This is a genomic window from Streptomyces sp. NPDC000134 (genome assembly GCF_042899225.1).
Taxonomy (GTDB): Bacteria; Actinomycetota; Actinomycetes; order Streptomycetales; family Streptomycetaceae; genus Streptomyces.
The window spans coordinates 61098-88076 of the sequence record NZ_JBIAZN010000028.1 but is presented as its reverse complement, the minus strand read 5'-3'; the positions used below and the strand labels follow the sequence as shown (position 1 = coordinate 88076).

22 protein-coding genes are annotated in these 26979 nt (G+C 71.1%); 14 read left to right on the top strand and 8 right to left on the bottom strand.

Going from position 1 to position 26979, the window contains the following annotated elements:
* Positions 1 to 283 precede the first annotated feature (283 nt).
* From ACFY32_RS31285 to ACFY32_RS31270, 4 genes are all read left to right on the top strand, one after another.
* A complete protein-coding gene (locus ACFY32_RS31285; protein ID WP_390676072.1) occupies positions 284 to 718 on the top strand; it encodes a hypothetical protein in 435 nt (144 codons plus the stop codon).
* Between the two features lie 256 nt (positions 719 to 974).
* A complete protein-coding gene (locus ACFY32_RS31280) occupies positions 975 to 1490 on the top strand; it encodes a lytic polysaccharide monooxygenase auxiliary activity family 9 protein (RefSeq protein WP_359198953.1) in 516 nt (171 codons plus the stop codon).
* 202 nt (positions 1491 to 1692) lie between these two features.
* Positions 1693 to 2166: a DoxX family protein gene (locus tag ACFY32_RS31275; protein WP_359198951.1), complete on the top strand. Its 474-nt coding sequence runs from the start codon at positions 1693 to 1695 to the stop codon at positions 2164 to 2166.
* A 192-nt stretch (positions 2167 to 2358) separates the two neighbouring features.
* Positions 2359 to 3132, top strand: coding sequence for a calcium-binding protein (locus tag ACFY32_RS31270; protein WP_390676071.1), 774 nt, complete (start codon positions 2359 to 2361; stop codon positions 3130 to 3132).
* 239 nt (positions 3133 to 3371) lie between these two features.
* Here the strand turns inward: ACFY32_RS31270 and ACFY32_RS31265 are convergent, their stop codons facing one another.
* Both ACFY32_RS31265 and ACFY32_RS31260 read right to left on the bottom strand, forming a co-directional pair.
* Complete coding sequence (locus ACFY32_RS31265) at positions 3372 to 4241, bottom strand: DUF1963 domain-containing protein (RefSeq protein ID WP_359198945.1); 870 nt, start codon at positions 4239 to 4241, stop codon at positions 3372 to 3374.
* A 140-nt stretch (positions 4242 to 4381) separates the two neighbouring features.
* Positions 4382 to 5830 carry a hypothetical protein gene (locus ACFY32_RS31260; protein ID WP_390676070.1) on the bottom strand — a complete coding sequence of 483 codons (1449 nt, stop codon included), beginning with the start codon at positions 5828 to 5830 and terminating at the stop codon, positions 4382 to 4384.
* Between the two features lie 681 nt (positions 5831 to 6511).
* On the opposite strand from ACFY32_RS31260, the gene ACFY32_RS31255 reads away from it, so the two are divergent.
* Positions 6512 to 8206 (top strand): DUF4157 domain-containing protein, encoded by a 1695-nt coding sequence (locus tag ACFY32_RS31255; protein WP_390676069.1) that lies wholly within the window; start codon positions 6512 to 6514, stop codon positions 8204 to 8206.
* A gap of 483 nt (positions 8207 to 8689) precedes the next feature.
* Here ACFY32_RS31255 and ACFY32_RS31250 read toward each other — a convergent pair whose 3' ends face one another.
* On the bottom strand, positions 8690 to 10528 hold the full coding sequence (locus ACFY32_RS31250) for a cholesterol oxidase substrate-binding domain-containing protein (protein ID WP_390676068.1): 1839 nt from the start codon (positions 10526 to 10528) through the stop codon (positions 8690 to 8692).
* Between the two features lie 359 nt (positions 10529 to 10887).
* Positions 10888 to 11301: a hypothetical protein gene (locus tag ACFY32_RS31245; RefSeq protein WP_359198935.1), complete on the bottom strand. Its 414-nt coding sequence runs from the start codon at positions 11299 to 11301 to the stop codon at positions 10888 to 10890.
* A gap of 529 nt (positions 11302 to 11830) precedes the next feature.
* Here ACFY32_RS31245 and ACFY32_RS31240 point away from each other — a divergent pair.
* The 6 genes from ACFY32_RS31240 to ACFY32_RS31215 all read left to right on the top strand — a co-directional run bounded on the left by ACFY32_RS31240 (position 11831) and on the right by ACFY32_RS31215 (position 16858).
* Positions 11831 to 12166: a hypothetical protein gene (locus ACFY32_RS31240; protein WP_359198933.1), complete on the top strand. Its 336-nt coding sequence runs from the start codon at positions 11831 to 11833 to the stop codon at positions 12164 to 12166.
* Between the two features lie 322 nt (positions 12167 to 12488).
* Positions 12489 to 12677 carry a hypothetical protein gene (locus ACFY32_RS31235; protein WP_359198930.1) on the top strand — a complete coding sequence of 63 codons (189 nt, stop codon included), beginning with the start codon at positions 12489 to 12491 and terminating at the stop codon, positions 12675 to 12677.
* A 182-nt stretch (positions 12678 to 12859) separates the two neighbouring features.
* Positions 12860 to 13483 carry a hypothetical protein gene (locus tag ACFY32_RS31230; RefSeq protein WP_390676067.1) on the top strand — a complete coding sequence of 208 codons (624 nt, stop codon included), beginning with the start codon at positions 12860 to 12862 and terminating at the stop codon, positions 13481 to 13483.
* A complete protein-coding gene (locus tag ACFY32_RS31225) occupies positions 13480 to 14469 on the top strand; it encodes a DUF6895 family protein (protein ID WP_359198924.1) in 990 nt (329 codons plus the stop codon). Before ACFY32_RS31230 ends, ACFY32_RS31225 begins: the two co-directional genes overlap by 4 nt.
* The gene (locus tag ACFY32_RS31220; protein WP_359198921.1) at positions 14466 to 15608 is read left to right on the top strand and encodes a serine hydrolase domain-containing protein; all 1143 of its coding nucleotides are present in this window, start codon (positions 14466 to 14468) and stop codon (positions 15606 to 15608) included. Before ACFY32_RS31225 ends, ACFY32_RS31220 begins: the two co-directional genes overlap by 4 nt.
* A 203-nt stretch (positions 15609 to 15811) precedes the next feature.
* The gene (locus ACFY32_RS31215) at positions 15812 to 16858 is read left to right on the top strand and encodes a chitinase (RefSeq protein ID WP_359198918.1); all 1047 of its coding nucleotides are present in this window, start codon (positions 15812 to 15814) and stop codon (positions 16856 to 16858) included.
* Between the two features lie 90 nt (positions 16859 to 16948).
* On the opposite strand, the gene ACFY32_RS31210 is transcribed toward ACFY32_RS31215, so the two are convergent.
* The 3 genes from ACFY32_RS31210 to ACFY32_RS31200 form a co-directional block, all read right to left on the bottom strand.
* Positions 16949 to 17848, bottom strand: coding sequence for a GNAT family N-acetyltransferase (locus ACFY32_RS31210; protein ID WP_390676066.1), 900 nt, complete (start codon positions 17846 to 17848; stop codon positions 16949 to 16951).
* A 464-nt stretch (positions 17849 to 18312) separates the two neighbouring features.
* Positions 18313 to 18792, bottom strand: a complete 480-nt coding sequence (locus tag ACFY32_RS31205) for a cupin domain-containing protein (RefSeq protein WP_390676065.1) — start codon at positions 18790 to 18792, stop codon at positions 18313 to 18315.
* Between the two features lies 1 nt (position 18793).
* Positions 18794 to 20029, bottom strand: a complete 1236-nt coding sequence (locus tag ACFY32_RS31200) for an adenosylhomocysteinase (RefSeq protein ID WP_390676064.1) — start codon at positions 20027 to 20029, stop codon at positions 18794 to 18796.
* A gap of 572 nt (positions 20030 to 20601) precedes the next feature.
* Here ACFY32_RS31200 and ACFY32_RS31195 point away from each other — a divergent pair.
* Together ACFY32_RS31195 and ACFY32_RS31190 are read left to right on the top strand one after the other, a co-directional pair.
* Entirely contained in the window at positions 20602 to 21600 is a 999-nt protein-coding gene (locus ACFY32_RS31195; protein ID WP_359198907.1) for a dihydroxyacetone kinase subunit DhaK, read from the top strand.
* A 65-nt stretch (positions 21601 to 21665) separates the two neighbouring features.
* Positions 21666 to 22406 (top strand): DAK2 domain-containing protein, encoded by a 741-nt coding sequence (locus ACFY32_RS31190; RefSeq protein ID WP_359198904.1) that lies wholly within the window; start codon positions 21666 to 21668, stop codon positions 22404 to 22406.
* A gap of 33 nt (positions 22407 to 22439) precedes the next feature.
* Here ACFY32_RS31190 and ACFY32_RS31185 read toward each other — a convergent pair whose 3' ends face one another.
* Positions 22440 to 23207 (bottom strand): HAD family phosphatase, encoded by a 768-nt coding sequence (locus ACFY32_RS31185; RefSeq protein ID WP_359198901.1) that lies wholly within the window; start codon positions 23205 to 23207, stop codon positions 22440 to 22442.
* Positions 23208 to 24709: 1502 nt separating this feature from the next.
* Between ACFY32_RS31185 and ACFY32_RS31180 the strand changes: the two genes are divergently transcribed.
* Complete coding sequence (locus ACFY32_RS31180) at positions 24710 to 26971, top strand: Ig-like domain-containing protein (protein WP_359198898.1); 2262 nt, start codon at positions 24710 to 24712, stop codon at positions 26969 to 26971.
* Positions 26972 to 26979: the final 8 nt, after the last annotated feature.

Below are 26979 nucleotides of genomic sequence, written 5' to 3'. Positions count from 1 at the left end.
CCGACCCCAAGCCCTACATCTGGACCAGAACCGCGGACGAGATCCTCGAACGCCTCGCCAGCTATTTACGCAGGATTCCTGACTCAGAAGACTAGTGCTTTCAGCATGCGCCTCACACCAGCCCGCGCCACCGAAGAGCGGCCCGCAGGCGGTACGCGATCGGCTGGCCGCGGCCGACGACGCACCGTACTCGGCCGTGCTCACAGCCGTCACGCAGTCGGGAACCGGACGACTTCAGCTCATGGAGGGGCGCGTCAACCTCAACGCGCCCTTCACCGGACGTATGACAGACACGACCGAGGAGTACACCGAGGACGTCGTGTACACCCCGCGCACCGTGTACCGGCGCGCCAGCGGAACGCAGGGGGTGTGGCAGGAGTTCCCCGCGGCGGCGGCAAAGGGAGGAATACCTACGGACCGGCTCCCGCAATACGTGCGGCTCATGCTCGGTCACCGTGCCTCCGTGCACCGGGGGAGCGAGGCATTGCGGGTGTCGGCGCACCTGGACCGGAAGGACATCGAGTCGGTGGACAGGACCGTCGCACGCAACCTGCGCACCGCGTCCGCGATCGACGCTGAGGCATGGATCAACGACGAGGGCCGGGTCGTGCGCCTGCACCAGAAGATCCACTTCGCGTCCGACCCCGACATCGAAGCGACGCTCACGCTCACCGACTTCAAGGACCCCATGCCGGTGAACGCCCCCGCTGCGTCCTGAGCGTCAGCCGCACGGAAACCAGCGGAACCCGAGGCCGGCGGGCGCGGTGCTGGGCCGGCCAAGGCGCTCGAAGGTATGGAGGGCCCCGGACCCAAGACGCATCGGTCGTGCGCGAGTTCTAGCTTGGTCTAGACCAAGCGGGGTACGCTTTACCTCGCCACCATGAAACGCCCCACGGTCATGGCGGCGCTGCTTGACATGCTCATGCCTGCGTGTCCTCGGACGGGCAGGCGCGAACCCCCACACAGGAGTTGTCATGAAGAGCAAGAGGATGCTGGCCATCGCCGTCGGCGCGGGGATCTCTCCGTTGCTGGCCGTGACGCTGCCGGCCAGCAACGCGAGCGCGCACGGCTACATCTCCACGCCCCCCAGCCGCCAGGCCCAGTGCGCCGCCGGCACGGTCTCCTGCGGTTCCATCAAGTACGAGCCGCAGAGCGTCGAGGGCCCCAAGGGTCTGATGAGCTGCAGCGGAGGCAACTCCGCCTTCGCCGAGCTCGACAACGACAGCAAGGGCTGGAAGGTCACCCCGGTCAGCCGGACGACCAGCTTCAACTGGCGGCTGACGGCCCAGCACGCCACCTCCACCTGGCAGTACTACGCAGGTGGCCGGAAGATCGCGGAATTCAACGACGGTGGTGCCCGGCCTGGGGCCACCGTCACCCACCAGGTCAACTTCGGCAGCCTGACCGGCAAGCAGAAGGTGCTGGCCGTGTGGAACATCGCCGACACCGTCAACGCCTTCTACGCCTGCGTGGACGTGAACGTGAGCTGACGCGGTGCCCCACCCGGCCCTGCCGGGCCGGGTGGGCGGCGACGGGAGCACGCGCCCGTCACACAGCGCACCCGGCACCGCGCCACCTTCCCTTTCGGTCCGCCAGCGGCCGAGGGCTTTCGGACGACCGTACGGAAGGGTGGGTACGACGATGGAGAGAACCGGCGAGCGAAGCCGTCACCTCCCCCGGGAGACCGCCCCGGTGGAGACCGGGAACGGCGGGCGGGTCACCCGGGCGGTCAGGTCACTGGCCGACAGGCTTCAGTGGCGCGGTCCGGCGCTGCTCCGGGTGTCCGTGGGCACGGTGTTCCTCTGGTTCGGCGTCCTCAAGTTCTTCCCCGCGACCAGCCCCGCCGAAGGGGTCGCCGTCCGGGGCGCGACGAAGCTCATCCTCGGGCTGCTGCCGCCGGACGTGACGCTATGGATGCTGGCCGCGGCCGAGACGGCCATCGGCCTCGGTCTCGTCACGGGAGTCCTGCTCCGAGTGGCCCTGATCGGGTTCTTCGTCCACATGGCCGGCGTCTTCTCCACGCTCCTGCTGCTCCCGGGGGAGATGTGGCAAGGGGATGTGCCGGTCCCCACGCTGGAGGGCCAGTACATCATCAAGAACGTCGTCCTGGTGGCGGCCTGTCTCGTGGTGGCGGCCGACGAGTGGGGCCGGACGGCGCCGCCGTGAGGCCGTCCGGGATACCGGAGCGCAGCCGTAAGCCCAGCCGCCATCCGTACTGAACTTCCGCACCGACCAGGCCACTGCGCTCGGGCGGCGGCGGTCACGCGGACCATGCCGTCAGGGCCGCCGCTCCGCATGGCCGTGCACTCCTTTCCCCAAAGGGCGACCCACCGGTCGTCACATCGAAGACGAGGTCTCATGTACCGACACGGAGCCACCGCCGCCACGGCCGCCGTGGTCCTGCTCGCCACCGCTCTTGCCGCCGGTCCGGCGGCCGCAGCTCCCGGCGCGACCGGGGAGGTGAAGGCCCGCGTCGGCGCCGACTGGGCGACCGGGGTCGTCGTCTTCACCGCCGCCGAAGGGCAGACCAACGACCTCCACGTGATCCCCATGGACCACGGCGCCGACACCCGGCAGATCGGCTTCCGCGACCAGGTCCCGCTCGAACCCGGCGACCACTGCGCATACCTCGAACCCGGAAACGACACCTTCGTCGTCTGCGAACTGCCCACCGGCAGCGACCGGTCCGAGCGGATCGACGTCTTCCTCGGCGACGGCGACGACATGATCGTCACCAGCGATCCCGCGGTGGGCACGGTGCGGGGCGGCCCCGGTGACGACACCCTGCACGCCCACACCGCACACACGGTGCGCGGCGACGCGGGGGACGACATGGTCATGGGCCGCTCGGTCCTGGACGGCGGCGCCGGTGCGGACCACCTGATGGGCGACGACGGCGACCAGTGGATGACTGGCGGCCGGGGCGATGACCTGATCGAGGCGTACGGCGGGGAGGACAAGGCGTACGGCGGCCCCGGCGACGACCGCGCCCTCGGCGGCCCCGGCGACGACCTGCTTCTCGGCGGTCCCGGCGACGACACCCTGCACGGTGAGGAGGGTGACGACCTGATCGGCGGCGGCCCCGGGAAGGACACGGCCGAGGGCGGTCCGGGCCGCGACATCGTCCTCTGACCCGCGACCCGCGACCCGCCACCCGGTCTCCGACCGGGCGGGGGCGTAGCGGTGCGTCGTCCCGGCGGCGGGGTCGTGCCGTCCTGCCTCTGTAGGAGGAGGCACGCCCGCGACGGGGACGGTTCGTAGTGCGCTCGGCACATCGCGCAGGCCGTGGCACGGGCCAATGTCGGCGGACTGGATGTCTGGTGCGGAGCGGACGCCAGCCCGTGAGGGGGTACGGCCGCCGTCAAACCGGTTCAGGGGGCATCGAATACTGTCACGGTCAGCGCCTTGTCCCACCGAGCGGCGGCCAGGTCGTCTTGGCGGATCATGAATTTCGTGTAGTACTTCTCGTAGATCCGGGCTTCATTGGCGAGCGGTATCCATTCACTCGCCAGATGGAGCGCGTCCTCGTCGAGGTAGGAGAGCCATTTTCCCTCCCCGAGGGTCTTCGCCATGATGCTGCTGACCGTCATCTCGTCATCGGCGTACCCGCCGATGACGAGATAGGCGCCGGACGACCAGAGGCTGTGGGCCAGGGACCGGAGTTCGTCCAGGTGCGGCAGTTCACGCTCCATGTACTGGGCCAACTGCTGCTGGAAGGGCGACATGTCGTCCCACTCGAGATCCTCCCAGAACTCGTGCCAGTCCTCGCCCTCGTCGCCCTCCTCGAGCCAAAGGGGAAGGTCGGCTCTGAGGTCGGCGCAGACGTCGATCCGTTCGCCGACACACGCGGAGTCGGGAGGTTCCGCGACCGCGGTTTCGGTGCCGTCCGGTACATACACGACTCGCATGTACTGTCCCGGACCGGCCTGAAATTCTTCGAAATCCATTTCTTGGTGAACGAAGAAGAGCAACGTCCCGTCCACCGGCAGGTCGAAGCCGTCGACCCTCGGCAGCGCCCCGCAATCGACGGAGAGGAGCAGGGGCAACGGAATGTCCCCGACGGACGGCCACTTCATGCCCACCGGCAGCCGGGGCAACCCACCGATGTGCCCGACCGTCGGACCATCGCCACCCCCGGACAACCCGATCGCCAACCGAAGGTGCTGGCTGAACCTGCTGATTTCATCGTCCGGGATGCCCAACTCAAGCGCTGCCCGACGTAACTGTCCCTGATGATCCATGCCCGAAAAGATAAACCTCCCTCAACCCGGCCGTGCTCCCGGGGTGTTGGTGGGCATGGGTCGTACGGGACGGACGCGAGCGGTCGGCCACCTCGACGTCCGGTCGGCAGTGCGTCGGGCACGCCCCCGCCTCGGGGGGATCACTTCTCCGCGATCCGCACCACACCGGTGATCGTGCCCTGGTACACGACGCCGCCGGGTGCGATGGAACCGACCATCTGCAAGGTGTCGTAAAGGGACGAGGCCCCCAAGTAGTGCCTGCGCACGATGGCGCCCGTGTCGGGGTCGATGCCGGCGTAGTAGTAGGGGTCCAGGAGCGAGGTACCGTCACTGCCCGGAAGGAGGGAGCCGCGCACGACGGTATGGATGAGGCCGTCAGCGGTGGACAGCCGGGGAACGGCCGCCGACCGGACCGTGGTGTCCCAGGTGAGGTCACAGCCACTGCCGTCGGCGCGTACGTCGACACGGGACAGGCCGCCGGTGAAGTCGGCCGACGCAGGCACACTCTCACCCGCGCCCTCGGGCACCGCCGGGTAGGGATAGCCGTACGTGCTCGCAACGAACACCGAACGCCCCACACCTATCGGCGAGTTCTCACTGCCGCTGCCCCCGGCCGCCAGAACGGGCGTGGAGCAGACTTGGGCTCCGGTGTCCGTACGGTAGACGAGGAGGTTCACGGTGGGTGAGGCGTTGTCGACGATGGTGACGTAGTCGGTTCCGGTGGTGGGGCCGAAGAAGGTCGGGGTGGACCCTGTGCCCCAGCTCAGTTGTCCGGGCCTTCGGGCCGCACCGCGGTCGTAGGTCCGCCGCCAGGAAACGGCCGGGGCACCGTCCCTTCCCGCGGTCAGCAGGTAGGTCGCGTGCGAGGTGGCGACAGCCGTCCCCTCGGGCGAGGTGGAGATGGAGTTGTCGACGCGTTCGTCCGCTGGGAGGGCGAGGGAGCGGACCAGGCCCGTCGACTCGTTCGCGGTGCCGACGACACCGCCCCCGGTGGCGAACCAGACCCTGCCCTGCCAGTCGGGCGCCAGGCCGGTGACCGAGTCGCCTTCCGGGACGGCGGACGCCAGGGACAGCGTGCGTTCGACGTACAGTTCCCAGCCGCCGTCGGCCTTCTTGCGGTGCGCGATGCGCAGCAGGTTCCGGTTGCCGTCCACCACGACGAGCCGGTCTTCGTGGTCCAGGTAGGCGTAGACCCCTCCCAGCAGCGATCCCTTGGCGATGGGCAGGCTGGCCAGTGACGCGCCCGTCCCCGGGTCCAGCAGGTGCACCGTGGGGACCCGGGTCAGGATCGGGGTGCACAGAGCGACCGGGTACCCGTCGGCACCCACGAGGATGGTCGGGCACGCCGACTGCAAGGCGATCCGTTTCGAGGTCAGCGGGCCCGCCCCGGGCCCCGGCAGGGGCGTGGCGTCGGAGGAACCGGTGTCGCCGTGCATGGTGGCGGTTCCGTCCGGCCCGGCGTACGGGTTGTGCGGCGGGAGGGGCCCGAAGCCGCTTCCCTGTGCCTGGGCCGGTGACAGCGCGGCGGTGAACGCGAGCGATACGGCGGCGGCGAGCACACCGACATGAGCGAGGCGGACGGAAGACATCGAGTCGAGGTCCTGTCGACAGGCGGCGCCAGAAGGCGCCGGCGGAGGAAGAGGACGGCCCCGGCCGGTCGCTGAAGCGTATGGGCGTTGCACCGGCCCGCCGACGAGAGAGAAACGGCGCCACAAGGCGTCGGAAGGTGGGTCGCGGAATCAGATGGCCACGGGGCGACACAACGCGGAGCACGCGTAGGCCAGGTCGACATGGAGTCGACGGCTCAGGTACGCGTGCTCGATCATGACGGTCAGTTTCCGCCTCCGCCAGGTACCCGACAAGTCCTGTCTCACTTGACGGACGCCCCCCTTGCGGCTCCTCACCGCGCGCAGTGCCGAGATCGTCGACATAGCCGCTTGACCAGGTGGTCGGAGCGACATCGTCCGTCCAGCTCGGCCCCTGCGTCTCCCTCTCGACGCCGGCCCGCACCTCAGGGACCTCGGTCATCTCCCCTCCGCCCAGGTCGCGCACCTGCCTGGGCCTGCTCGACGCGGGCACCGAGGTCCGGACCGTCACCTGGAACACCGGTGCCACCAGCACCCTGTCGCTGAACCGGACCACCACGGTAGGGAAGAGGCGGGACACCCTCGGCGGCCCCAAGGATCTCCGCCGCGCGGACGAACGGGAAATAGCTTGTCCGGATGGACCTTGCGCCGACGGAGCCATCTGAGTAGAAGGGTGAAATGTTCTTGGAAAGAAGTGAAAGTCAGGCGACGAAAGAGCGCGTCGGCAGGCGTGCCCCTTCGCCGCCCGCGGCGGCCCCGCTGTCCTCCCTCCAGGCCCAGAACGCGGCGGCGGGCAACGCGGCCGCGACCCAGGCGGTCCAGCGGGCCAGGGGGAACCGGCCGGACACCGTCGGCAACGCGGAGCTGACGCGGGCGGTGCAGCGCGCGCTCCACGAGCACGGCCCCGGCTGCGCTCACGACCTGATCGACGTGCAGCGGCGGGTGGAGGGCGAGCCGGCCCTCCAGCGGCCCAGCGCGTTCTTCGCGGCCCAGCGGACCCCCGGCCGCCCGCTGGCCTCGCACGTCCAGCGCAGGGTGGAACAGGCCTACGGCATGCCCTTCGGCCACGTACGCGTGCACGACGACCCCGTGTCCCAGCAGTCGGCGGTGGAGATGGGCGCCAGCGCCTACACCAGCGGGTCGGACATCTACATCGGCCCGCAGGGCGTGGACGACGAGACGATGTACCACGAGCTGGACCACGTCTGGCAGCAGGCCTCCGGGCCGGTGGCGGGCACGGACAACGGCATGGGCGCGAAGGTGTCCAGCCCCCGGGACGCCTTCGAGGTCTCCTCCGCCGCCAACGGCAGACGCGTGGCCCGTGGCGAGGCGCCCGACCTGACACTGCCCGGCGGGCACGGCCACGGCACGCACGTTCAGCGCGCCGCTGCGGCGCCGGCCGTGCAGCGCATGGAGAACCCCCGGGGCCGCCGGGACGAACGGGGCTACGAGGCCGACGCCTCCGGCCCCGAGCAGGACAGCGACAGCTCCCCCGAGCGGCGGGAGCTTCAGGAGCGAATCCGGCGAGAGATGGAGGAGGGACCGAACCTCGACGACCTCGCGGAGCGACTGGACCGGCTCGCGGAGCGCCCGGCCATCCCCCGGTTCCGCCGGGTGCTCCCGGAGTCGGACTCCGACTCCTCGGAGCCGGCGCCCGAACCTCCGGCGCGCATCCGGCTCCCGGCCGCGGAGCCCATGCCCACACTGGCGGAGCACACCGATCTGGCGCCGCTGCGCGAGCTGCTGATGCAGGACCTGGAGGAGCGGGACCTCGACAAGAAGCTGAAGGTCACCTTCAACGTGCTCGCCACCGGTAACGTCCTGGGGGGTCATGCCTGGTTGGAGGTCACCGGGTCCACGGGGCAGCGCGTTTCCTTCGGCTTCTTCCCCGAGCGGGGCGTGCAGTTCGTGGGGCTCGGCAGCGTCCGGGGCGGGGTGCAATGCCCCGACCCGTTCGTCGGCCGGTACGAGCCCACGCTCCATGAGTCGAAGAACGTCACCCTGCGGGACGTCGTCAAGGGCTACGAGATGGTCCATGGCAGGACCCAGAACGACTACAACTTCACCCAGCACAACTGCACGACCTTCGCGGGCGACGTGTGGAAGGCCATGACCGGCAAGACCCTCCCGAACAACTACCTCACCGCGCTGGGGCTGCTCAGCCTGGCCGTCGCGACCCCGCAGGCCGCCGCGGACGGCCTGGGAAGCCGGCAGGAGCAGCGGACGAACGCCCGCAGGGAGCGCGCACTGCCGCTCGCGCAGGGCCCCGTGCGCGGCCTGATGCCCGGCGCGGGCACCGCGGAGGAGGTGGCCGAGCGGATCGCCCGCGAGCGGCAGTCTCAGAGCAGTTCGTCGGAGTCCACGGAGGAGGTGGACTGACCCTCACGGCGCACGCGTGCGCCGTCAGCCGCCGGCCGCCCGCACAGCGGCGTCCGGCTCGGGCGGGTCCCGTCCGTCCCCCGTCGCGCGGCACCGGCTCGCCGGTGACCGGCACGTCCCGCACGGCGGGTGGCGTACCGCTTCGCCTCGTTCGGGCGCTCCGCACGCTGCTGGACCGCCTCATCGAACCGGCCCCGGCCGCCGCGTAGTTCGCCGGGGGAGCGTCCCAGGAGCCGAGGGCCTGCCCGCACACCGCCACGATGCCGCGGTTCAGAGGTCCCGGCCGGCACACCCCGTCGCGTGCAGGCCGGTGGAAGCGTTGCCGCCGACCCCGGACGGCGAAGGGTCCCGGGCCGCCCGTGGCCCCAGGGTCCTGTCGCCGCTCCCACCGCCGCCGCTCACCAGCCGTCAGGTGCGCTGCCCACCCACGCGATCGGCCGGCCCTCGCGGGGGCGGTCCCAACGCGGTCCTGCCGTCAGGACATCAGGGCATCAGGGCGTCGAGGAAGGGGGCGGACACCACGTGATGGGGGTCGAGCCGGTCCAGGGTCGCGACGGCCTCGTCCCACCCCGGGCCGCCCCCGGCGCGCAGGCTGGCGGGGATGGTGCGGGCCAGGACGTCCGGGTCGGACCACGCCGCGGTGTCGGTATAGGCCCAGCCCTTGGACCACTCCGCCCGCACCGTCGCCCTCTCCCCGTCCAGGGCGAACAGGAACTGCTCGACCTGCCGGTAGAAGCGGTGCAGGGCGGGTGTGGTGGGCAGGGAGAGGATGTCGATCCATACGGCGGTGTCGGCGTCCGGCCGGTCGGGGCGCGGGCGCAGGGCGGACAGCAGGGGTGGCCGCGCGCCGGGTACGCCGCACACGGACGGGTCCTCCAGACCGGTCACGCGAATCTCGACCTGGCCGTTGACCGGGTACTCGCCACGCGCCGCGTACTCGGCGAGCAGTGTGCGGTAGAAGTCGGCGAACTGGCTGACCACCCATTGCAGATCGGCGCGGCGGACGAGGACGGCATAGCCGTTGGCCGTCTCGCGCAGCGTGGTGGGCCGTACGTACTCCAGCAAGTTGCGGGAGGCGCCCCACAAGTCGGACCGCAGGCCGCCGGCCAGCAGATGGGTAAGGACGTCACCGGTCAGCACATCCCGCACGAGGCTGCCGGAGAGCAGGACGTCGGTGATGTCGCCGGTCAGCGCGACCTTGGTCAGCAGGTACTGCACCTGGCCGAAGAGCGGCGCGCTCGCCCAGGCCCCCGAGACCAGGGCTCCGGCCAGCCGGGCCACCGGCTCGGGCAGGGAGTCGGAGAACGGGTAGTTGTACGGCTCGTCGACCGCGCGGGAACCGAGCGGTCGGCGCGGAGTGACGCTCCAGACCTTCAGCCAGGGCTTGTCGGTGAAGGCGAACCAGATCGCCTCCACACGGCCGGTCCGGTCGACGAAGTGGGCCAGCGTCCGCTTGCCGGACGCGGCTTCGGGGGCGGCGAACAGTTCGGCGGCCGGGATGTCCAGGAAGGACTGGCAGCGCAGGTTCTGGTCGGTGCCCATGCGCAGGACGGCCTCGGTGACGAGCGAACGGCCGAGGTGGGTGAGGAGCGCGTCGCAGTCCGGTTCCGCCCGGCCGACGGTCCGCAGCACGTAGCGGCCCGTGTCCTCGTCCCAGACGACCGCGGTCAGTTCGGTGACCAGGTTGCTGAGCGAGCCGTAACCGTGACCGGGCGGCGGGCTCTCGCCGACGGCGGGGACGGCCGTACCGTGCGCGCCGATGGCGAGCGCGCCACCGACCGACAGTTGTCCGGGTGCCGGCGCGGCGGTGACTCCGTGACCGGCGGCGCCGGCGAACGCCAGCAGGTCCTCCAGGGTGGCCCCGGTCTGGACCCGGACCTCGGCCGAGCCGTCGGCGGCCCGCCGCTCCAGCGACATGGCGGTGAGGTGCGCGGTGGTGTCCAGCAGGACGACCCGAGACTCGGCGGGTGTGCCGTCCGACACCGTGAGCGGGGCCCAGCCGTGCCGTTTGCCCTGCGCACGGACGGTCCAGCCCGCCCCGTACGCCCAGTTGACGACGTCGAGTACGTCCTGGGGATGCCGAGGGGCGCACGTCCAGAGCTGGTCGGTGCGGATCTCCCCGGCCCAGTTCTCGTAGACGCGTCGGTAGATGTCGGGCCCTGCCGGGAAACCCTGCGGCGCCGGGGGCGCGTCGGCGGCGTGCGCGTCATCCGGCCGGACCAGTCCGCGCAGCAGCCACACCGCGCCGCCGGCAACGGCCGACGAGGCGAGCACTTGGCGCCGCGACAGCCCACCGCCGTGAACCGAAGAATCCCCCGCCATCCCCGAAACCTCCCTCTGTCCTGCCGGCCTGAACGGGTCGAGCGCTCAGGATACGGCAACACGCCGTCTGCGCCCAGATGTTCTTCCGGTTCCCCGACACGGGACCACCGCCTCCACCTGACACAGGCACGGGCCCAGCCGAGAACGCCGCAGCCTGCACCACCGCGAGAGGACGGCGGCCGGCCGCGCCGCGCGCCCCAGCACCTCGGGGAAACCGGATGTGCACATCGGTGACACGGGCTTCGTCGAGGAGGAAGCGGTGGCAGAACCCGGGATCACCGCGGTGCGCGTCGAACACGGCGTTGGCCCGGTAGGCATCGGAGCCAGGTCAGGTGTCACCCAGCCCCGCAGCAGTCGGGTCAGAACAACGAGCAGCCGCTGCGGGTGCACCTTTCCTTTTTCAGTGTCGCTGCGTCGCTGTTCAAGAAGATCGTGACCTCCTGGATGCCGCCCGGCAAGCCGATGCGCAGTTCCTTGCTGAACCCCTGGTTCGACCCGCCCGGTTGGTCGTAGGCACTGCAGTACGGCCCGTCGGTGGTATTGCCATTCCAGCCCGTGACGCATATTTGCCTCGGGCCGCTCACCGCGTGGACGGCAGCAGCCACGCTGGCCGTATAGCCATCGGTGAAGTGGATCGTCCCCGAGGTGGTGGTGGCGCCGTACGACATGCCGAAGTCCATGTTTACGTCGCTGGCAGTGGCGTGGGCCGGAGCCGTGCCGAAACTGATCGTCGCGAGTGCCGTAACCGCTACGGTCATGAGAACTCTGCGCATCTTCCCCTTCTTCCTTGAACGGGCGTTGAGCGAGCGAAAATCTTCACGGTGAATCGTCGTGGAAGGCCATGAACAGTATGTGAGGTGTGCATGCCATTACATGGAATAAGGAGTGTACTTCGCGAAGTTGCCGGTAGCGGGTGCGGTATGCGTGCAGGGCTCCCATCCGGCTGCGGGGAGTCGTGGCAGCGGCAACAGGCGGGCTGACGGATCAAGCTCTGTGACGGGGGAGGGGCAATGCCGCTTGTCCAGTCGTTTTCTCCCGGTGCCAGGCCGCCCGGCGTGGGAGAGGTGCAAACCGCTGCTGGGATACGAAGCGAGTCGGGCAGCCTTCACACCCGAGTGAGCCGGGCAACCGGCATTTCGGCGCACGGCTGATCATTGGTCATTCTCCTCGAAAATGTCGGCTGGCAACTCACGCACGCCGGCCGACGGGAGACCCTGCAGGATTTTCGGGTCGATTCGGTTTCCAAGCGCGTGCGCGCGGAGTAGTGTCCCAGGTCTCAAGGAGGTACCGAAAGGATCTCAAATGAAGGCAACGAAGATCGCCGGAATGGGAACAGCCGTCATACTGGCTGCCGCCGGCGCCATAGCCACCTGTAGCGTGCCGGCCTCCGCCGCCGCGCAGTCGCCGCGAGCGCTCTCGGCGGCGGCCGACATCAACTGCCAGTACGCCAGTATCCAGGGCGTGGTCAGCACATTCGAGGTCTGCGACGCCACGCTCGGGGTACACCTGAACGAGACGGTGCATGTCGCCAACCCGGTGAGCATCACCTACCTGTGCACGAGCGTCACCATCCTGCCCGCAACCCCCCTCAGCAGCCTCAACGGCCTGGGCATCGGCTGCACGCCTATCAGTAGCTGAGCCCCCCGTCCCCGTTGTGCGCCGACGGAAGAACCGGAAAGAGCAACCACCGCTCACACAGGGACAGCCGCTGAAATACGGGTGCCCGGCAGCGCGCGTCGCCTGCTGGCGGCGCATCACATCTCGCCCACCCCTCCGGGTACTTCGCTGGTGGCCGAGCGGGCGATATCGCGGCACTTCGAGGCAGTACTTTGATGACAACCCCGCCGCGCACCAGGAAAACGACGCTGCGCCGTTCGCGGATGCCGCATCCCGTCGCACCGTATCCGTCGGAGATCAAAATGACCGCCGCATACCGAAAGTCGATGAAGGAGTAGAAATCATGTCCGTCACCGCAGTGCGTCACGACACACCGGTCCTGGAGGCCGCCCTGCTGGAGACGCTGCTGGCCGCCCCCGAGGCACAGGTCAGCGACGCTCCCCTGCCCTGCCCGCCGTGCGGGCACATCCTCCTCCTCGGTGCGAAGGAGCCCAAGGAGCCGAAGGAGCCCGAGAACTCGGCTCGTCGGTGACCACGGAACGACTGCGTGCCGCACACCACGCCTCGGCTGCGTGTCTGGCACGTGATGCTCTCGGTGTCCTGCGGGGCACCGAGAGCACCACTGTCGTCGCCGGCCACCTGCGGACGGCACAGGCCCGGCCACCTGGGTCCGCGGACACCGATGCGCTCTCGGCCAGTGCGGGCGCCGTGCGGATGCTCGGAGCCGACGTGCTGGCCGGGTACTTCCTCACCGGGCGGCCGCCCGTGCCGGAGGAGTGGGCCGCGGTCCAACGGTGCCTGTCGGCGTTGCCGCCGGCCCCGCAGCCGCCTCCCGCACCGCCGGCCGGCGCGGAGCCGTCCTGGCTGAGGGCGTGGGTCGACTGGGGACTGGCAACCGTACTCGACCGCCTCGGCCCGGCCACCGCGGCAAGGCCGCCGATGCCCGTACCCCTGCCGCCGCCGCGTTGCGTCCCGTCCGCGCCGCGCCGGAGGACGGCCGGCCCCGGGCAGGCGGGTGAGGGCTGGGTGCCGTGGTCGCTGCGGATGGGGCGGCTGGCCTCTCTCGCCCTGCCGGGCCTGGACAGCGTGCTCCACGAAGCCGCCCGCTCCGCCCCTTTGGCGTTGGCGCGCGGAGCGGCCCGTGCCGTCCTGCGGCGCGACTACGCCACCGCCGCCCGCATCACCCGCTGGCTCGCCTGGCTGGAGGCCGAGGGCGCCGCGCCGCTGGTGGACGCCTCCCTGCTGGTCCGGGAGATCACCCTTCGCGGCCCCGAGGACAGCCGCTGCGCCCTGGACGTCGCCATCGCCCGGCACCTGCTGGAACGGACGAACACATGAGTACGGCTCTGGCGCCGCTCGCCCACCTCATCAGGTCCCGAGCCCTGGACTGGCTGCACACCCACCGCCGGCTCGGCGCCCTGCCCGAGGGCGCCGGCCTCGACGATAACCTGGATGCCTACAAGGCCGTCGCGGAGGTCGCCCTCGCCGCCGCGCTGACCCTGCGCACCGGCACCGCCGGCAGCCGCGAACGCACCCAGGCCGGCGAACTGCTGGACTTCGGCTGGGGGCAACTACGGCAGGGCGCCCTGCTGTACGAGCGGCTGCTCCACCACCCCCTCACCACCGACCCGTTGGAGAGCTACTCCCACTTCGCCACCGCGGGCTACCGTCACCCCGGCCTCGAGGAGCTGATCGCCCAGCTCGCCGCGAGCGGCGTCGCACCCGCCGTGGAGTGCGTGCCCAACCGACGGCTGGCCATCGCCAACGCCCTGCGCACCACCGGCCACGACCGCGGGGCGAACACCCCCGACTGGCCGGCGCTGTCCCGGGCAACCTGGCTCGGCAACACCCTGCAGCCCTGGCTGATCGACTGGGAGACCGGTTACGACATGACCCACACCGTCTTCCACCTCACCGACTGGGGGCGCCTGCCCGGCGCACTGGGCGAAGAACTGACCGCCTACCTCGGGCGCTGGCTGCCGGTGTGGACCGACGTGTGGAGCGAGGCCCGCCAGTGGGACCTGGTCGGCGAACTGCTGATCGTCGGCGGCTGCCTGCCCGAACCGTACGCCGAGACGCAGGACTGGCGAGACCTGGCCGGCCTCCAGCACCCCGACGGCCTGGTGCCCCGCGACGGCGACCAGGTGGGCGATGACCCCGCCACGCGTTTCGCGGACCACCAGCACACCACGCTGGTCGCCGTCATCGCCGCCACCATCGTCCTCGATCGGGACCTCGACGCCTTCGCGGGCTCCCCGGCCGGCACGGCAGGCGAGGGCCGGCCGCGGCCGAACCCGTCCGCATCGCCGGACGGTGCCCCGTGAGCGGACCCGCCGGCCCGGACCGCGCCATCGGACGGACCGCGGAAGGCGGCCCCGGCGCACCGTCCGACGCCGCTCTCGAGCGGCATGTCACGCGCGGCCTGCTGTCCGCGATGCCGGATGCGAGCGCGGTCGCCGTCGCCCTGCACCGCCGGGGCCGCCGTGCCCTGGTCGTACGCGGCCGTACCGCGCACCGCGGCGGCGTGCCCGCCACCGCGGACACCCGATTCGAGGTCGGCTCGCTCACCAAGACCTTCACCGCCCTGCTGCTCGCCGAACAGGCAGCCAGAGGCGAACTCGGCCTCGACGACCCCCTCGCCCGTCACCTTCCCGCCGGTACCGCGGTTCCCCACCGAGGCACCCCCATCACCCTCACCCACATCGCCACCCACACCTCCGGCCTGCCGGGCGTGCCACCCGCGTTCCCCCGCCTGCTGCCCGCGCTGTCCGCCGTCCTGCTGCAAGCCCCCTGGTGCGCCCTGTCCGGGGCATACGCCGCCTACCGCTCCGAGCAGGCGCTGCGGGCCCTGGGACACATCCGCCTGGCCGCCCGTCCCGGCAGCCGCGTGCGCTACTCGAACTACGCCGTCGGCCTGCTGGGTCAGGCCCTGCCCACCGCAGCCGCAGGCCTGCCCTATCCCGACCTGCTCCGCACCCGGGTTCTGCACCCCCTCGGCCTGCGCGACACCACCACCGCTGCCCACCCACCGCCGGGCACCTCACAGGCCATCGGCTACTGGCGACGCCGGCCACAGCCCCCGCTGCGCATGCCCGCCTTCACCGCCTCCGGCGAACTCAGAAGCAGTGCCCGCGACTTGCTCACCCTCACCGAGGCCCTCATCACCCCTGACAGCCTCCCCGGCCTTCCCCACGCCTTGCGCGCCGCGCTACGCGAGGTTCAGCGCCCCCGTCTGCGCCTGCCCCGCCGCAGAGGCATGCTGGCGCTGATATGGAACATCCGCCCCCGTCCCGACGGCTCGCACTTGTACTTCCACACCGGCGGCACGTTCGGCTTCACCGCGTTCGCCGGGTTCAGCCCCGAGCACCGCACCGCCCTGGTCGTCCTGGCCAACACCTCGGCCGGCCGTCGCAACGACATCGTGCAACAGGCATACACCACACTGACCGGCCTGCACCGCTGAGTCCGGCGCGGAGATCAAGTCGTACGACGTGTGCGGCCCGGCGTCCGGCAGTGCGGATCTGTACGCCCTGACTCCTGCCGTGTCCGCCGCCGGATTCCCGGTTGACCTCTGGTCCACCTGGCCCAGACCTCTTGACGAAAGGTCTGGACCAGAGCACTGTCATGCCTACGACACCTCACCGCACCCCCCACCGGGAGGCCCGTATGCTCCGCCGCGCCCTGTCGCTGCTTGCCGCCGCGCTGGCGACCGCCGCTCTCACGCAGTTCGCGCAAGCCCCCGCCGCCTCCGCCGCCGACACCTGCGCGGTGCAGCCGAAGCCGGCCGGCAAGGTTCTCCAGGGCTACTGGGAGAACTGGGACGGCGCGGCCAACGGCGTGCACCCGCCCTTCGGATGGACCCCGATCACCGATTCCCGCATCGCCGCGCACGGCTACAACGTGATCAACGCGGCCTTCCCGGTGATCCGATCCGACGGCACCGCGCTGTGGGAGGACGGCATGGACGCGGGCGTGAAGGTGGCGACCCCGCAGGAGATGTGCGCGGCCAAGGCGTCGGGGCAGACGATCCTGCTGTCCATCGGCGGCGCGGCAGCAGGCATCGACCTCAACTCGGCCGCGGTGGCGGACCGTTTCGTCGCGACGATCGTGCCGATCCTGCAGAAGTACCACTTCGACGGCATCGACATCGACATCGAGACCGGCTTGACGAACAGCGGGAACATCAACCAGATGTCGACGTCCCAGGCCAACCTGATCCGGATCATCGACGGCGTGCTGGCACGGATGCCGGCCGGCTTCGGCCTGACGATGGCCCCGGAGACCGCGTACGTCACGGGCGGCAGCATCACCTACGGCTCGATCTGGGGCGCCTACCTGCCGATCATCAAGAAGTACGCCGACAACGGCCGGCTGTGGTGGCTGAACATGCAGTACTACAACGGCAGCATGTACGGCTGCGCGGGCGACTCCTACCAGGCAGGCACCGTCCAGGGCTTCACCGCCCAGACCGACTGCCTCGCCAAGGGCCTGGTGGTCCAGGGCACGACGATTCGGGTGCCGTACGACAAGCAGGTCCCGGGCCTGCCCGCGCAGCCCGGTGCGGGCGGCGGTTACCTGGCACCGTCCCTCGTCTCCCAGGCGTGGAGGCACTACGGCGGCGCCCTCAAGGGCCTGATGACCTGGTCCGTGAACTGGGACGGCTCGAAGAACTGGACCTTCGGCGACACCGTGAAGGCCCTGCAGGGCCGTTGAGCGGCCCCGGACACACGGATGCCGGGCCTCCCGAGCGCCCTCGGGAGGCCCGGCATCCGGCGCGGTGGGGGTGACTGGCTCCAGCCCTCGCTAGGCGGCTTGGCCCGCCGGGTGGAAGTTGATGCGTTCCCGGACGACGGGGAAGCCGGCCTTGGTGAAGTGTGCGGCCATGGGGAAGTTGGCCTGGTCCGTCGCGCCGGTGACGAACTCCGCGCCCTGCTCGGTGAGGAGGTGGGTGCATTCCGCGAGGAGGTCGTAGGCGTAGCCGCGACCGCGCTGTTCCGGGACGACTCCGATGAAGCCGATGGTCGGGCCGGACGGGTTGTGGGCCGGGACGTGGATGCCGACCAGGTCGCCTTCCGGTGTGTGCGCGATCTGCCACCACTCCCGTGGGGAGGGGCACCAGTGGAAGAAGTCGAGTTCCTCCTGTGCGGCCTGGTCGAGGCCGCCCTCCTCGATGGCCCTGAGCGCGTGGGCGTCCAGGGTGGCGGAGTGGATGCGGCGCAACGCGTCGAAGAACACGGTGTCGTCGGGTTCGGTGCTGAAGCGCAGGCGTCCGGGCCGCTCGGGCAGACCTCGCTCCGGGGTCCAGCGGTACAGGAAGCGTTCCACGGTGAGCTCGTAGCCTGCGGCTCGTGCGGCGGTGAAGCGCGCCTCGGCGCCGGCGCGCAGGCCGGTGTTCTCCCGCCAGCCGCTGGGCAGGTTGATTTCGAGTTCGACCTGCCAGGGAGCGGAGCGCAACAGTTCGGCCCCGGCCTCCTCCTCGCCCTCGGCCACGTCGAACCAGTTGATGTTGACGGGCTCCGGGTCGTCGGGTCCGCCCCACCAGGCGCCGCGTGCGACGACTTCGCCGTCGCGCAGGGCGACGCGCTTCCAGTCGGGGCGGAACCGGGTGCGCCGATGGCCTTCACGGGCGCCCAGGGGGTCGGGGAGTGTGTCGAAGAGATGGGCGTCGCTCGCGGAGAGCGCGCGGATGACCGGATCGGTCATGGATTCCTCCGGGATACAGGCTGCTCGGAGCGCTCCCGGTCAGAACTGACGTGCCACGCCGGGACAGCGGAAGGGGGAGCGCTGGAAAGGTGTGAACCGCACGGCACTCGCCTCCTTCCGTTCGTCTCAGGGCGTGGAGCCACACAGTACGTGATCTTCCGGAGGGCCGTCCACGGATTTCCGCGCCCCTCGAAGCAGGAAGGAGGGCTTCCGGACGACACCCGGCGGCTTGTCGGTGAGGTGCGGTTCGACGCGGGGACGCGTTACCGGCTCGATGGGGTCGGCCACTGGACGAACGCCTGGACCGCCTGGAGGCCGGGCGCCCCCGGGCCGGGTGACCACCCTCCGCGCCCGGCGCGACCACGGGTCCGGGTGCGGAGGGCTGCCCCCGCAGCACGACTGCACGGGCGCCGGCGCCGATTCCGAGCGCAGCGAGGCGAGCGGTGAGCACCGGCCTTTCTCTCTCACAACAGGGTGTAATCACGGGTGTCGAAGCCCGGGGCGACCACGCAGAGGAAGAGGGCGTAGGAGTTCAGCGTCAGCCGGGTGCACTGCCAGGTCCCGGCCGGCACGAGGAAGTGTCCGCTCTCCCAGGCGCGCGATGCGGGCCCCTGCGTTCCCTGTGGAACGGGACGGCCCAACGGGTGGCCGTGGGGGCGGTGGTCCGGCGTGCCCGGTGGGGCGGTGCTCGTGAGCAACGAGGCGGGCCCGCCGTCCTGCCACACCCACAACTCATCGGACCCCACGCGGTGCCACCGGGCCTCCTCTCCCGGCTCCAGCAGGTACTGGATGGCGGTGCCGGCCGCCCGGTCGGAACGGCCGTCGAGCGGACTCACCGATTGGCCGGACGTCCACACCTGGCGGAAGCGGCCTCCCTCGGGGTGCGGCTGCATGAGGGTCCGCAGTGTCGCGGGCGCCTGGTTCCCGGGCTCGTCTGCGGGCACGTCACTCCTCCGTTCGGTCGAGCGCAGCCAGCTCGGGTTCGCCGGTGAGATAGGTGCTGTACACCTGGTGCCCGGTGGAGGGCCGGTCCAATGGCACCTGGCGTGCGGTGACGGCCAGCCGGGCCACCTCGTGCTGGATCGCCTCGCTGAGTTCGTGCAGACCCGGCGGAGGGCGCCGGATCACGAGATCGGTGACGGCGAGGGCTTGGGCCGCGAAGGAGAGATCCATGGCCGCGTCGGCGTGGCCAGATCCGCCTGCGGTGTTGACCGGATTACCGCCCGCCAGCAGCAGCCTGCGGCGCCCCGCGGCGTCGGCGTACTCCTCCACACCCGGCCCGATGGACCGGCGGCTGCCACTCGCCGCGGCGAGCGCTGCGACGTCGATCTCGGTGGTTCCGTGTCCGGCGTTGGCGAGGATCGCCCCGTCGGGCAGTTCCGCCAGGTGCTCGGCGCGTAACACCAGGTGGCTTCCGGTCGCGGTGAACAGCAGATCCGCCTCCCGGCAGGCTTCGATCAGGGGCAGGACACGGTAGCCCAGCGCGTTCGCTTCCAACGCACGGAACGGATCGATCTCCGTCACCACGACCTGGGCGCCTGCGCCCCGGGCCCGCTCCGCGATGCCGCGGCCCACATGGCCGAAGCCGGCGACCACCGTCGTCGAACCCGTCAGGGACACATTGGTCAGGGCCACCACCGCGTCCAGGCTGCTGGCCCCGGTGCCGTGCCTGTTGTCGAACGTGCTTTTGAGCGCGGAGCCGTCCACGGCCATCACCGGTACCGTCAGACCGCGTCGCTCGGCGTAGCTCCGTAACCGCTTGACCCCGGCGAGAGTGTGCGTGCACGCCCCGATCAACTCGTCGAGCTGGTCCCGTCGTTCGGTGTGCAGCAGACCGAGCAGCGCATCGGCCTCGTCGATCACGATGTCCGGACGCCGGTCCAGGAGCGCCGTCGCACTCGCGAGTCCGTCGTCGTCCTCCACCACCTCCACGCCGGGCAGATCCGCCACCCACCGGGCGACTCCGTCCCGGGTGGACGCGGAGTTGGAACCGGCGACCACCAGGCGGGCCCCGGCGTCGTGATAGGCCAGCAGCAACGGCACCGTGGAGGGGAGCAGGTGCAAGTCCGCCGCGATCAGAATCCCGTCGAGGTGTTTCCGGGTGGCGAATCTGCGCCGCAGCACCCGCATGACCGGCATGGCGCACGTCGCCAGGTGAATACGTCCCTCTGTTTCGTCCACGGCGAAGGCTCCCGTCTTTCGATCACTGCATCGCTCTTCGCCATCGCAGCGGGTTCGGCGATGAGGAACTGAGAGTGACGAATTCCACGATTTCGTCCCTCAGCAAGGATTGCATCCGTTGCGTCGTTGGCGCCATATGGCCTCGTAGATCACTTTTGTCCGCAGGCGAAGGGCGTCGTCCGTCGGATGGAAAAGCCGACGAGCTTCCTGCGTGCGTCGTCGACAGTCTCCGCGCGGGCTTCACTGCCCTTGTTCAGGTGCTGCCCCAGCAGAGCGATCGCCGCGCCGGTAACGGTTGCGAGAAGCGTTCCCCATGGTGGCGGCAACCCGCTGCGGTGCGGCCGGTCGGCGTTGCTCGGCCGTAGCCGCCTGCCGGACGGCTTCGGCACCGGCCCCCAGCCGCGGGCGAGCGCGGACGACCTCGTTCCACCCGCTCCCGTACCCCGCAGCAGAGCCCGGCCCGTTCCGGAGAACAGCACTCGATAAGACGAGCGATTCGGTGTGCGGCTTGCCCCGGACGGAGTCGGAGCCCAGCATGGAGGAACTCGGATGGGAGGTGACGGAGGACTCTCATGGCTCCGTACTTCGTCAACAGCACCGACACCCTCGTGTCCGATGCGCTCGCGGGCTTCGCGCGGGCCCATGCGGACCTGCTCACCCTCGATCCCGACCACGGGTTCCTGACGGCTCGCGCCACATCCCCGCACCGACGGGTCGCCCTGCTCTCCGGCGGCGGTGCCGGACACGAGCCGATGCACGCCGGGTACGTCGGCCGGGGCATGCTCGACGCCGCCTGCCCCGGTCGCGTCTTCGCCTCACCGCACAACCGCCAGGTCTACGAGGGCTCGCTCGCCGTCGCCCGCGCCGAAGGCGTCCTGCACATCGTCAAGAACTACACCGGCGACCGCATCAACTTCGGCATCGCCGCCGAGCGCCTCGCGCACCGGGGAATACCCTGCGCACGCGTCCTCGTCGACGACGACCTCGCCTCCGACTGCGAGGAGATAGCCGCCGGCCGCCGGGGGACCGGCGGCACCGTCCTCATCGAGAAGATCCTCGGCGGCGCCGCCGACACCGGCCTCGGTCTCGCCGCACTCCAGGAACTCGGCGTCCGCTTGGCCGCCCGCTGCCGCACCCTGGCCGTCGCCTCCGCCGCCCACACCGCCCCCACCCTGGGGGAGCCCGCCTTCCGTCTCGCCGCCGGCGAGCTGGAGTACGGCGTCGGCATCCACGGCGAGCGGGCCAGGTCGACCACCCGACACGACCCACTCGCCCCCCTGGTCGAACGGATGACCGGAGAGCTCCTCGCAGCCCTCGCCCCGGAGCCGGGCGCCGCCGCCATCACCCTGGTCAACGGACTCGGCGCGGTGACCCCTCTGGAGCTGTACGCCGTCCACGGCGAACTGGCCCGGGTCCTCGACGCCCAGGGGATCGCCCTGGCCCGCAGCCTGGTCGGCGACTATGTCACTGCCCTCGACATGCGTGGCTTCTCCCTCACCGTCCTCCTCGCCGAACCGGCCGACCTCGCCTTCTACGACGCGCCCGTCCACACCGCCGCCCTGCGCTGGTGAGCCGGCCCGATCCGGCAACCCGACCACACGCCCGGCCCGTCCGGGCACGACCACGGGAGCAGCCCTTGACCACCACTGACCAGGCACTTGCCACCGCTACCTGGATACGCCGCTTCGCTGACACCGTCCGCAGCACCCAGGCCCAGCTCACCGCCCTCGACCAGCAGGTCGGCGACGGCGACTTCGGCACCAACCTGTCCGCGGGCACCGACGCCGCCCTGATGCGCCTCGACACCCTGGACACCCTCGCGCCCCTCGGCGCCGGCGGCGCTCCGGGGGACGCCGCGGCCCTGGAGGCGGCGGCCACCGCCTTCCTCGACGAGGTCGGCGGCACCAGCGGCCCCCTGTTCGGCCTGCTGCTCCAGTCGCTCGCCGCGTCCGTCGCCGAACTGGGCCCTACCACCCCCGCCCTGGCCCGTGGGGTCGCAAGGGGCTTGGCCGCCATCTGCCGCGTCGGCGGGGCCGCGCCCGGCGACAAGACCCTGGTCGACGCCCTCGCCCCCGCCGCGGCGGCGCTGGAGGCCCTCCCCGCCCGGACCCTGCCCGCCGCCGCTCTGGACGCCGCCGCCGAGGCCGCCTGGCAGGGTGTGCGCGACACCGCCCGGCTCCGCGCCCGCATGGGCCGTTCCAGTTACGTCGGCGAACGCGCGGCCGGCGTCCCCGACCCGGGAGCCGTCGCGGTCGCCCTGCTCTTCGCCTCGGCCGCCGGGTCCGTCGAGGACCTCACCCCGTATCTGAACGCCTCCCGGGCCCCCGCGGCCGGTCGCGGTGTCCGGCGAACCCCGTTCGGTTCACCACCGCCGTAAAGGGGTGTCCGTGCCTGGAGCGGTGGCCGGGGCTCACGTCTTCGGGGTATCCGTCCGCCGAGGCCCCTGTTTGCGTGCCCAGGCCAGCAGCACCGGCGAGTGCAGTGTGTCCACCCACAGGTCGGCGCGGGAGGCGTCCTCCTCGCTCGGTCGCGGTCCCACGCCGAGCACCCGGAGTCCCGCCCGGCGGGCCGCTTCGATCCCGGTCAGTGAGTCCTCCACCGCCAGCGCCCGCTCCGGCTCGGTGCCGCAGAGCCGGGCGGCCGTCGCATAGACGTCCGGCCAGGGCTTGGGGCGCACGGCCCCCGGGACGGCGGTGTCCGGGCCGTCCGGTACGGCACGCAGCCGGGACGGGCCGGGGGCCTGCGTGGGGACGACCACGTGGGCGAAGTGGCGCAGCAGGCCGGCGCGGCTGAGGCTCTCCTCCACGACCTCCAGCGGGCAGTTGCTGGCCACCGCCAGTGGCAGCCGTCCCGCGAGGAGCCGGACGAACTCGACCGCCCCGGGCATGGTCGCGGGGTCGTCGGCGACCAGGGAGAGGAAGTGCTCCAGCAGGGAGCGGGCGAGGTCGTCGGCGAGCTCCGGTTTGTGCGTCTCCTCGGCCATCAGCCGCCCGCAGTCGGCGTAGTGCACGCCCTTCGCGCGGTTGGCGAATCCGGGCGGTGACGTCAGCCCGAACTCGCGGAAGGCACGGTTGCGGGCCTCCTGCCAGTGCCGTTCGCTGTCCATCAGGGTGCCGTCGCAGTCGAGGACGACGGCTTCGGACGACCAGCCGAGAAGCGGATGAGCCTGGGTGGCCATGAGTCCTCCAGGAGAGAAGCGGTTCGCGCTCGTGGCGCGATCGGTTCGGATGAAGCGGGGGTCCCCCGGCCGACGGGCGGCGCGACGAATCCGGCACCGGCCCGCGAAGCACAGACATCGCGGCTAAGCCGATACGAACGGGAGACGTGATCACAGTTACGTTATTTTTGATCCATTCGCTGATGCAATCGCTGATGCGGGCGATCGACAGGGGAAGCGAAAAGGGATAAACGTCCGCCGTTATTTATGGGTAACTCGCATGGCAATTCCGCCTCGAGGTAACCCTGTTGGTGCGCACGTGCACGGAAATCGGCACGCACCGACCAGGGAGCGGTGAGTTCACCCAGGTGGCCGACCGTCGTGCGGGAAAGTGAGCGAAGATTACCCGCAGGCATGGGTACTCGAACAAAGAAGCCGGGAGGACGCTCGGCAGGAGGAATTGGCACCGGCGTACGCGGGCGCATTACTTTCTCGGTCGTCACGAGAATGCCGAGTGAAAACGAGCGGCACATTGCAACGGCACGCCAGAGCGACTCGCCGGGCACTACGGGAGACGTTCGCCTGCCTCTTCGCCGAAGGGGGATACCCCGGGACCAGCGTCGACGGCATGGGCGGGCAGGTCAGGCCACATCAGCGGCGTCGTGTACGAGGGCGAGCCCCTCCTTGCCGGCGTAGTGGAAACCGTCGTCCCCACCGGCGCACGCCTCCGGCCGGCGTACGGGCGCCGCGGATCGTAAGAACTCGCCGGCCGGCTCAAGGGCCGGAGCCGACCAAGGCCGGAGCCATGGTGGTCCCGGAAATCCTGATGCGGTAGTCCCCGCGCAAGATGGGGCGAGTAGCGGTAGTGATGATCGTGCCGCAACCGCTGACACTGGTCACCGCGAGTTCACCGGGCACGCGACGAAACGCCACGGAGCACTGGGCAAGAAGGAGGCGATGCCCAGGGCGGTCTGGCACGGCGACACGCTGGTGCCGAAGGACACGGTGGACTACGACCCGGCCACAGGAGTCACCTCCGGCTACCTCGCAGACGTGTACCTGCGCACATCGGCGGGCATCTCCTGCGTCTTCTCCACGCAGGGTTCTGAAGCCCGCTCCCCGTGCGGTGGTGGCCGGCTCCAGCTTCAATGGCCGACCGGCGGGCCAGGAGCGCAGCCCGGCGCCTCGGCTCCGACCGCTTGGTGGTGGAGCCCTCTGCCCGCCGCGTTCGCCACGCCGCCTTGTGCCGCCGGGCTGAGTTCACCTGATGCATCGTCAGTAGGTGCGGTGTCCGCAGGTGACGTGCCTGCTGCGGCCCTTCTGCGCGAGCGCCGCCCGCACCGGCGCGGCCGGGGCGACGATGGGCTCGTCAACGCCCCGGTCGCCGTGCCGGACCAGGGGCCCGCGGACGCCGACGGACGCCGCGGGCCCGGCGGCGAGCAGCGGGGCGCCCGCCGCCCGAACGGGAGAAGGCCATGTATCCGGAGCGCCTCCGAAGACACCCGCGCCGTGCGTGGGCGAGCGTGTCCCGCACCGCGGTCCTGCTGCTCGTGCTGGCCGGTGCCGTGCCGATGGCCCCGGCGCAGGCCCGAGCCGCTGCCGGGTTCTCGGCGAAGGTCGACTTCGCGACCGCCGCCACCGTCCCGGTCGACGGCCACGTCCTCGACTACGGCCAGTCCTACGGCGCCCGCACCGGACCGGACCAGGGCACCGGGCTCACATACGGCTGGGTGGGGCTGGCGGACTCCACGCCGCTGGACCTGACGGGCAACGGCCGCGACCGGGGCGCCGCGGAGCCCGACCGGCTGCTCGCCACGTTCGTGCACATGCAACTGCCCGCCTCCTCGCCCGGGGTCAAAACGCCCGGCCGGTGGGAGATGGCGGTACCGGCCGGCACCTACTCGGTGACGGTGGCCGTCGGGGACGCCACCAGTCTGGACAGCGCTCACTCGCTCCAGATCGAGAACCAGAACGCGGTCGACGGGTTCGTCCCCACCTCCGCCGAGCGCTACCGGACCCGGACGGCGCAGGTGACGGTCGCGGACGGCCGGCTGACCGTCAGCCCGCTCGGCGGCAGCAACACGAAGATCGCCTATCTCACCGTCGCCCCGCTCACCGACGCGTCCGCCCACCCGCAGATCCGGACGGCGACCCCGGCGAACACGGCGACCGGCGTCTCCCCGACCGGCAGTGTGGTGGCCGACCTCCGGCTCGTGGGGCCCGGGGTCGACACCGCGACCCTCACGTCCGCCACCGTCACCCTGCGGGAGTCGGCGACCGGTACGGCCGTGCCCGCGCACGTGGTCACCAGCGGCGGCGGCGACGTCGTCAACCTGTCGCCGACCACCGCCCTGAAGGCGAACACCCGCTACCGCTTCACCGTCACCGACGGCGTACGGGACCTGGACGGCCGCACCTTCCTCCCGTGGAGTTCGGTATTCACCACCGGCACGGGCGCGAGCACCGGCACCGTCGCGTTCGACAAGGTCGCCACGACCGCGACCGGCAAAAGCTTCGTCACCGTGCTGAAGGGCCCGGACGGCAAGCTGTACGCCTCCACCCTCGACGGCTACATCATGCGGTACGCCATCGCCGCCGACGGCACCCTCGGCACGGCGGAGACGATCTCCACCGTCCGCGCGGACGCGACGGCCCGCGGACTGCCGGGAGCACCCGCCCGCTCGGTGATCGGGATGGCGTTCGACCCCGCCTCCACACCCACCAGTCCGATCCTGTGGATCACCTCCAACACCATGTACGCCGGCGGCACCCCGAACGAACCCGACTGGTCCAGCAGCATCGCCAAGCTGAGCGGACCGGCCCTCTCCACGTACACCGAGGTGATCAGCCACCTGCCGCGGTCGGTGAAGGACCACGAGACCAACTCCCTCACCTTCGGGCCGGACGGTGCCCTCTACGTGACGCAGGGTGCCCTCAACGCCATGGGCGCCGCCGACCCGGTCTGGGGCAACCGGCCCGAGCGCCTGCTCAGCGCGGCGGTGCTGCGCCTCGACCCGGCCAAGCTCCCCGCGTCCGGCGCCGTCGACGTACGGACGGAGAGCCCGGGGACGTACGACCCGTTCGCCGCCGACGCGCCGCTGACCCTCTACGCGACCGGCATCCGCAACGCCTTCGACCTGGTGTGGCACAGCAACGGCCATCTCTACACACCCACCAACGGGTCCGCGGCCGGCGGCAACACGCCCGCCACTCCCTCACCGCTGCCCGCCGCCTGCACGGACCGCCGCATCGACTCGGCGACGGCCGGGCCCTACACCGGCCCCACCGTCCCCGCGCTCACCTCCAACCCGGTCGCGGAGACCGACTACGTCTTCGACGTGAAGAGGAACCGGTACTACGGCCACCCGAACCCGGCACGCTGCGAATGGGTCCTGGCCGGCGGCAACCCCACCACGGGCACCAGCCCCTTCGAGGTCACCGGCTACCCGGTGGGCACCCAGCCGGACCGCAACCTCGACCTGGCCGGCATGTACGACGCCGGGCTGCACGCCTCCGCGAACGGTGTCGTGGAGTACCGCAGCGACACGTTCGGCGGCGCGCTCAAGGGCAGCCTCCTGGTCGTGCGGTACAGCAGCGGCCAGGACATCGAGACGTTCGGCGTCGACGCGCAGGGCCGGTTGTCGGCGCCCGCGGTCGGCACGACGGGTTTCACCGGCTTCCAGCAGCCGCTCGACGTCACCGAGGACACCGCGAAGGGCACGCTGTACGTCACGGAGCTGGGCGCGTCGAGGATCACCCTGCTGCGGCCCAGGGTGTCACCGTGATGAGCGGG

Bases quoted from the DNA above. Each gene is read 5' to 3' on its own strand.
- ACFY32_RS31225 (WP_359198924.1), top strand. From the start codon at position 13,480: ATGAGTACGGCTCTGGCGCCGCTCGCCCACCTCATCAGGTCCCGAGCC.
- ACFY32_RS31240 (WP_359198933.1), top strand. From the start codon at position 11,831: ATGAAGGCAACGAAGATCGCCGGAATGGGAACAGCCGTCATACTGGCT.
- ACFY32_RS31265 (WP_359198945.1), bottom strand. From the start codon at position 4,241: ATGGATCATCAGGGACAGTTACGTCGGGCAGCGCTTGAGTTGGGCATC.
- ACFY32_RS31235 (WP_359198930.1), top strand. From the start codon at position 12,489: ATGTCCGTCACCGCAGTGCGTCACGACACACCGGTCCTGGAGGCCGCC.
- ACFY32_RS31250 (WP_390676068.1), bottom strand. From the start codon at position 10,528: ATGGCGGGGGATTCTTCGGTTCACGGCGGTGGGCTGTCGCGGCGCCAA.
- ACFY32_RS31245 (WP_359198935.1), bottom strand. From the start codon at position 11,301: ATGCGCAGAGTTCTCATGACCGTAGCGGTTACGGCACTCGCGACGATC.
- ACFY32_RS31215 (WP_359198918.1), top strand. From the start codon at position 15,812: ATGCTCCGCCGCGCCCTGTCGCTGCTTGCCGCCGCGCTGGCGACCGCC.
- ACFY32_RS31185 (WP_359198901.1), bottom strand. From the start codon at position 23,207: ATGGCCACCCAGGCTCATCCGCTTCTCGGCTGGTCGTCCGAAGCCGTC.
- ACFY32_RS31260 (WP_390676070.1), bottom strand. From the start codon at position 5,830: ATGTCTTCCGTCCGCCTCGCTCATGTCGGTGTGCTCGCCGCCGCCGTA.
- ACFY32_RS31285 (WP_390676072.1), top strand. From the start codon at position 284: ATGACAGACACGACCGAGGAGTACACCGAGGACGTCGTGTACACCCCG.
- ACFY32_RS31270 (WP_390676071.1), top strand. From the start codon at position 2,359: ATGTACCGACACGGAGCCACCGCCGCCACGGCCGCCGTGGTCCTGCTC.
- ACFY32_RS31280 (WP_359198953.1), top strand. From the start codon at position 975: ATGAAGAGCAAGAGGATGCTGGCCATCGCCGTCGGCGCGGGGATCTCT.
- ACFY32_RS31210 (WP_390676066.1), bottom strand. From the start codon at position 17,848: ATGACCGATCCGGTCATCCGCGCGCTCTCCGCGAGCGACGCCCATCTC.
- ACFY32_RS31195 (WP_359198907.1), top strand. From the start codon at position 20,602: ATGGCTCCGTACTTCGTCAACAGCACCGACACCCTCGTGTCCGATGCG.
- ACFY32_RS31230 (WP_390676067.1), top strand. From the start codon at position 12,860: ATGCTCGGAGCCGACGTGCTGGCCGGGTACTTCCTCACCGGGCGGCCG.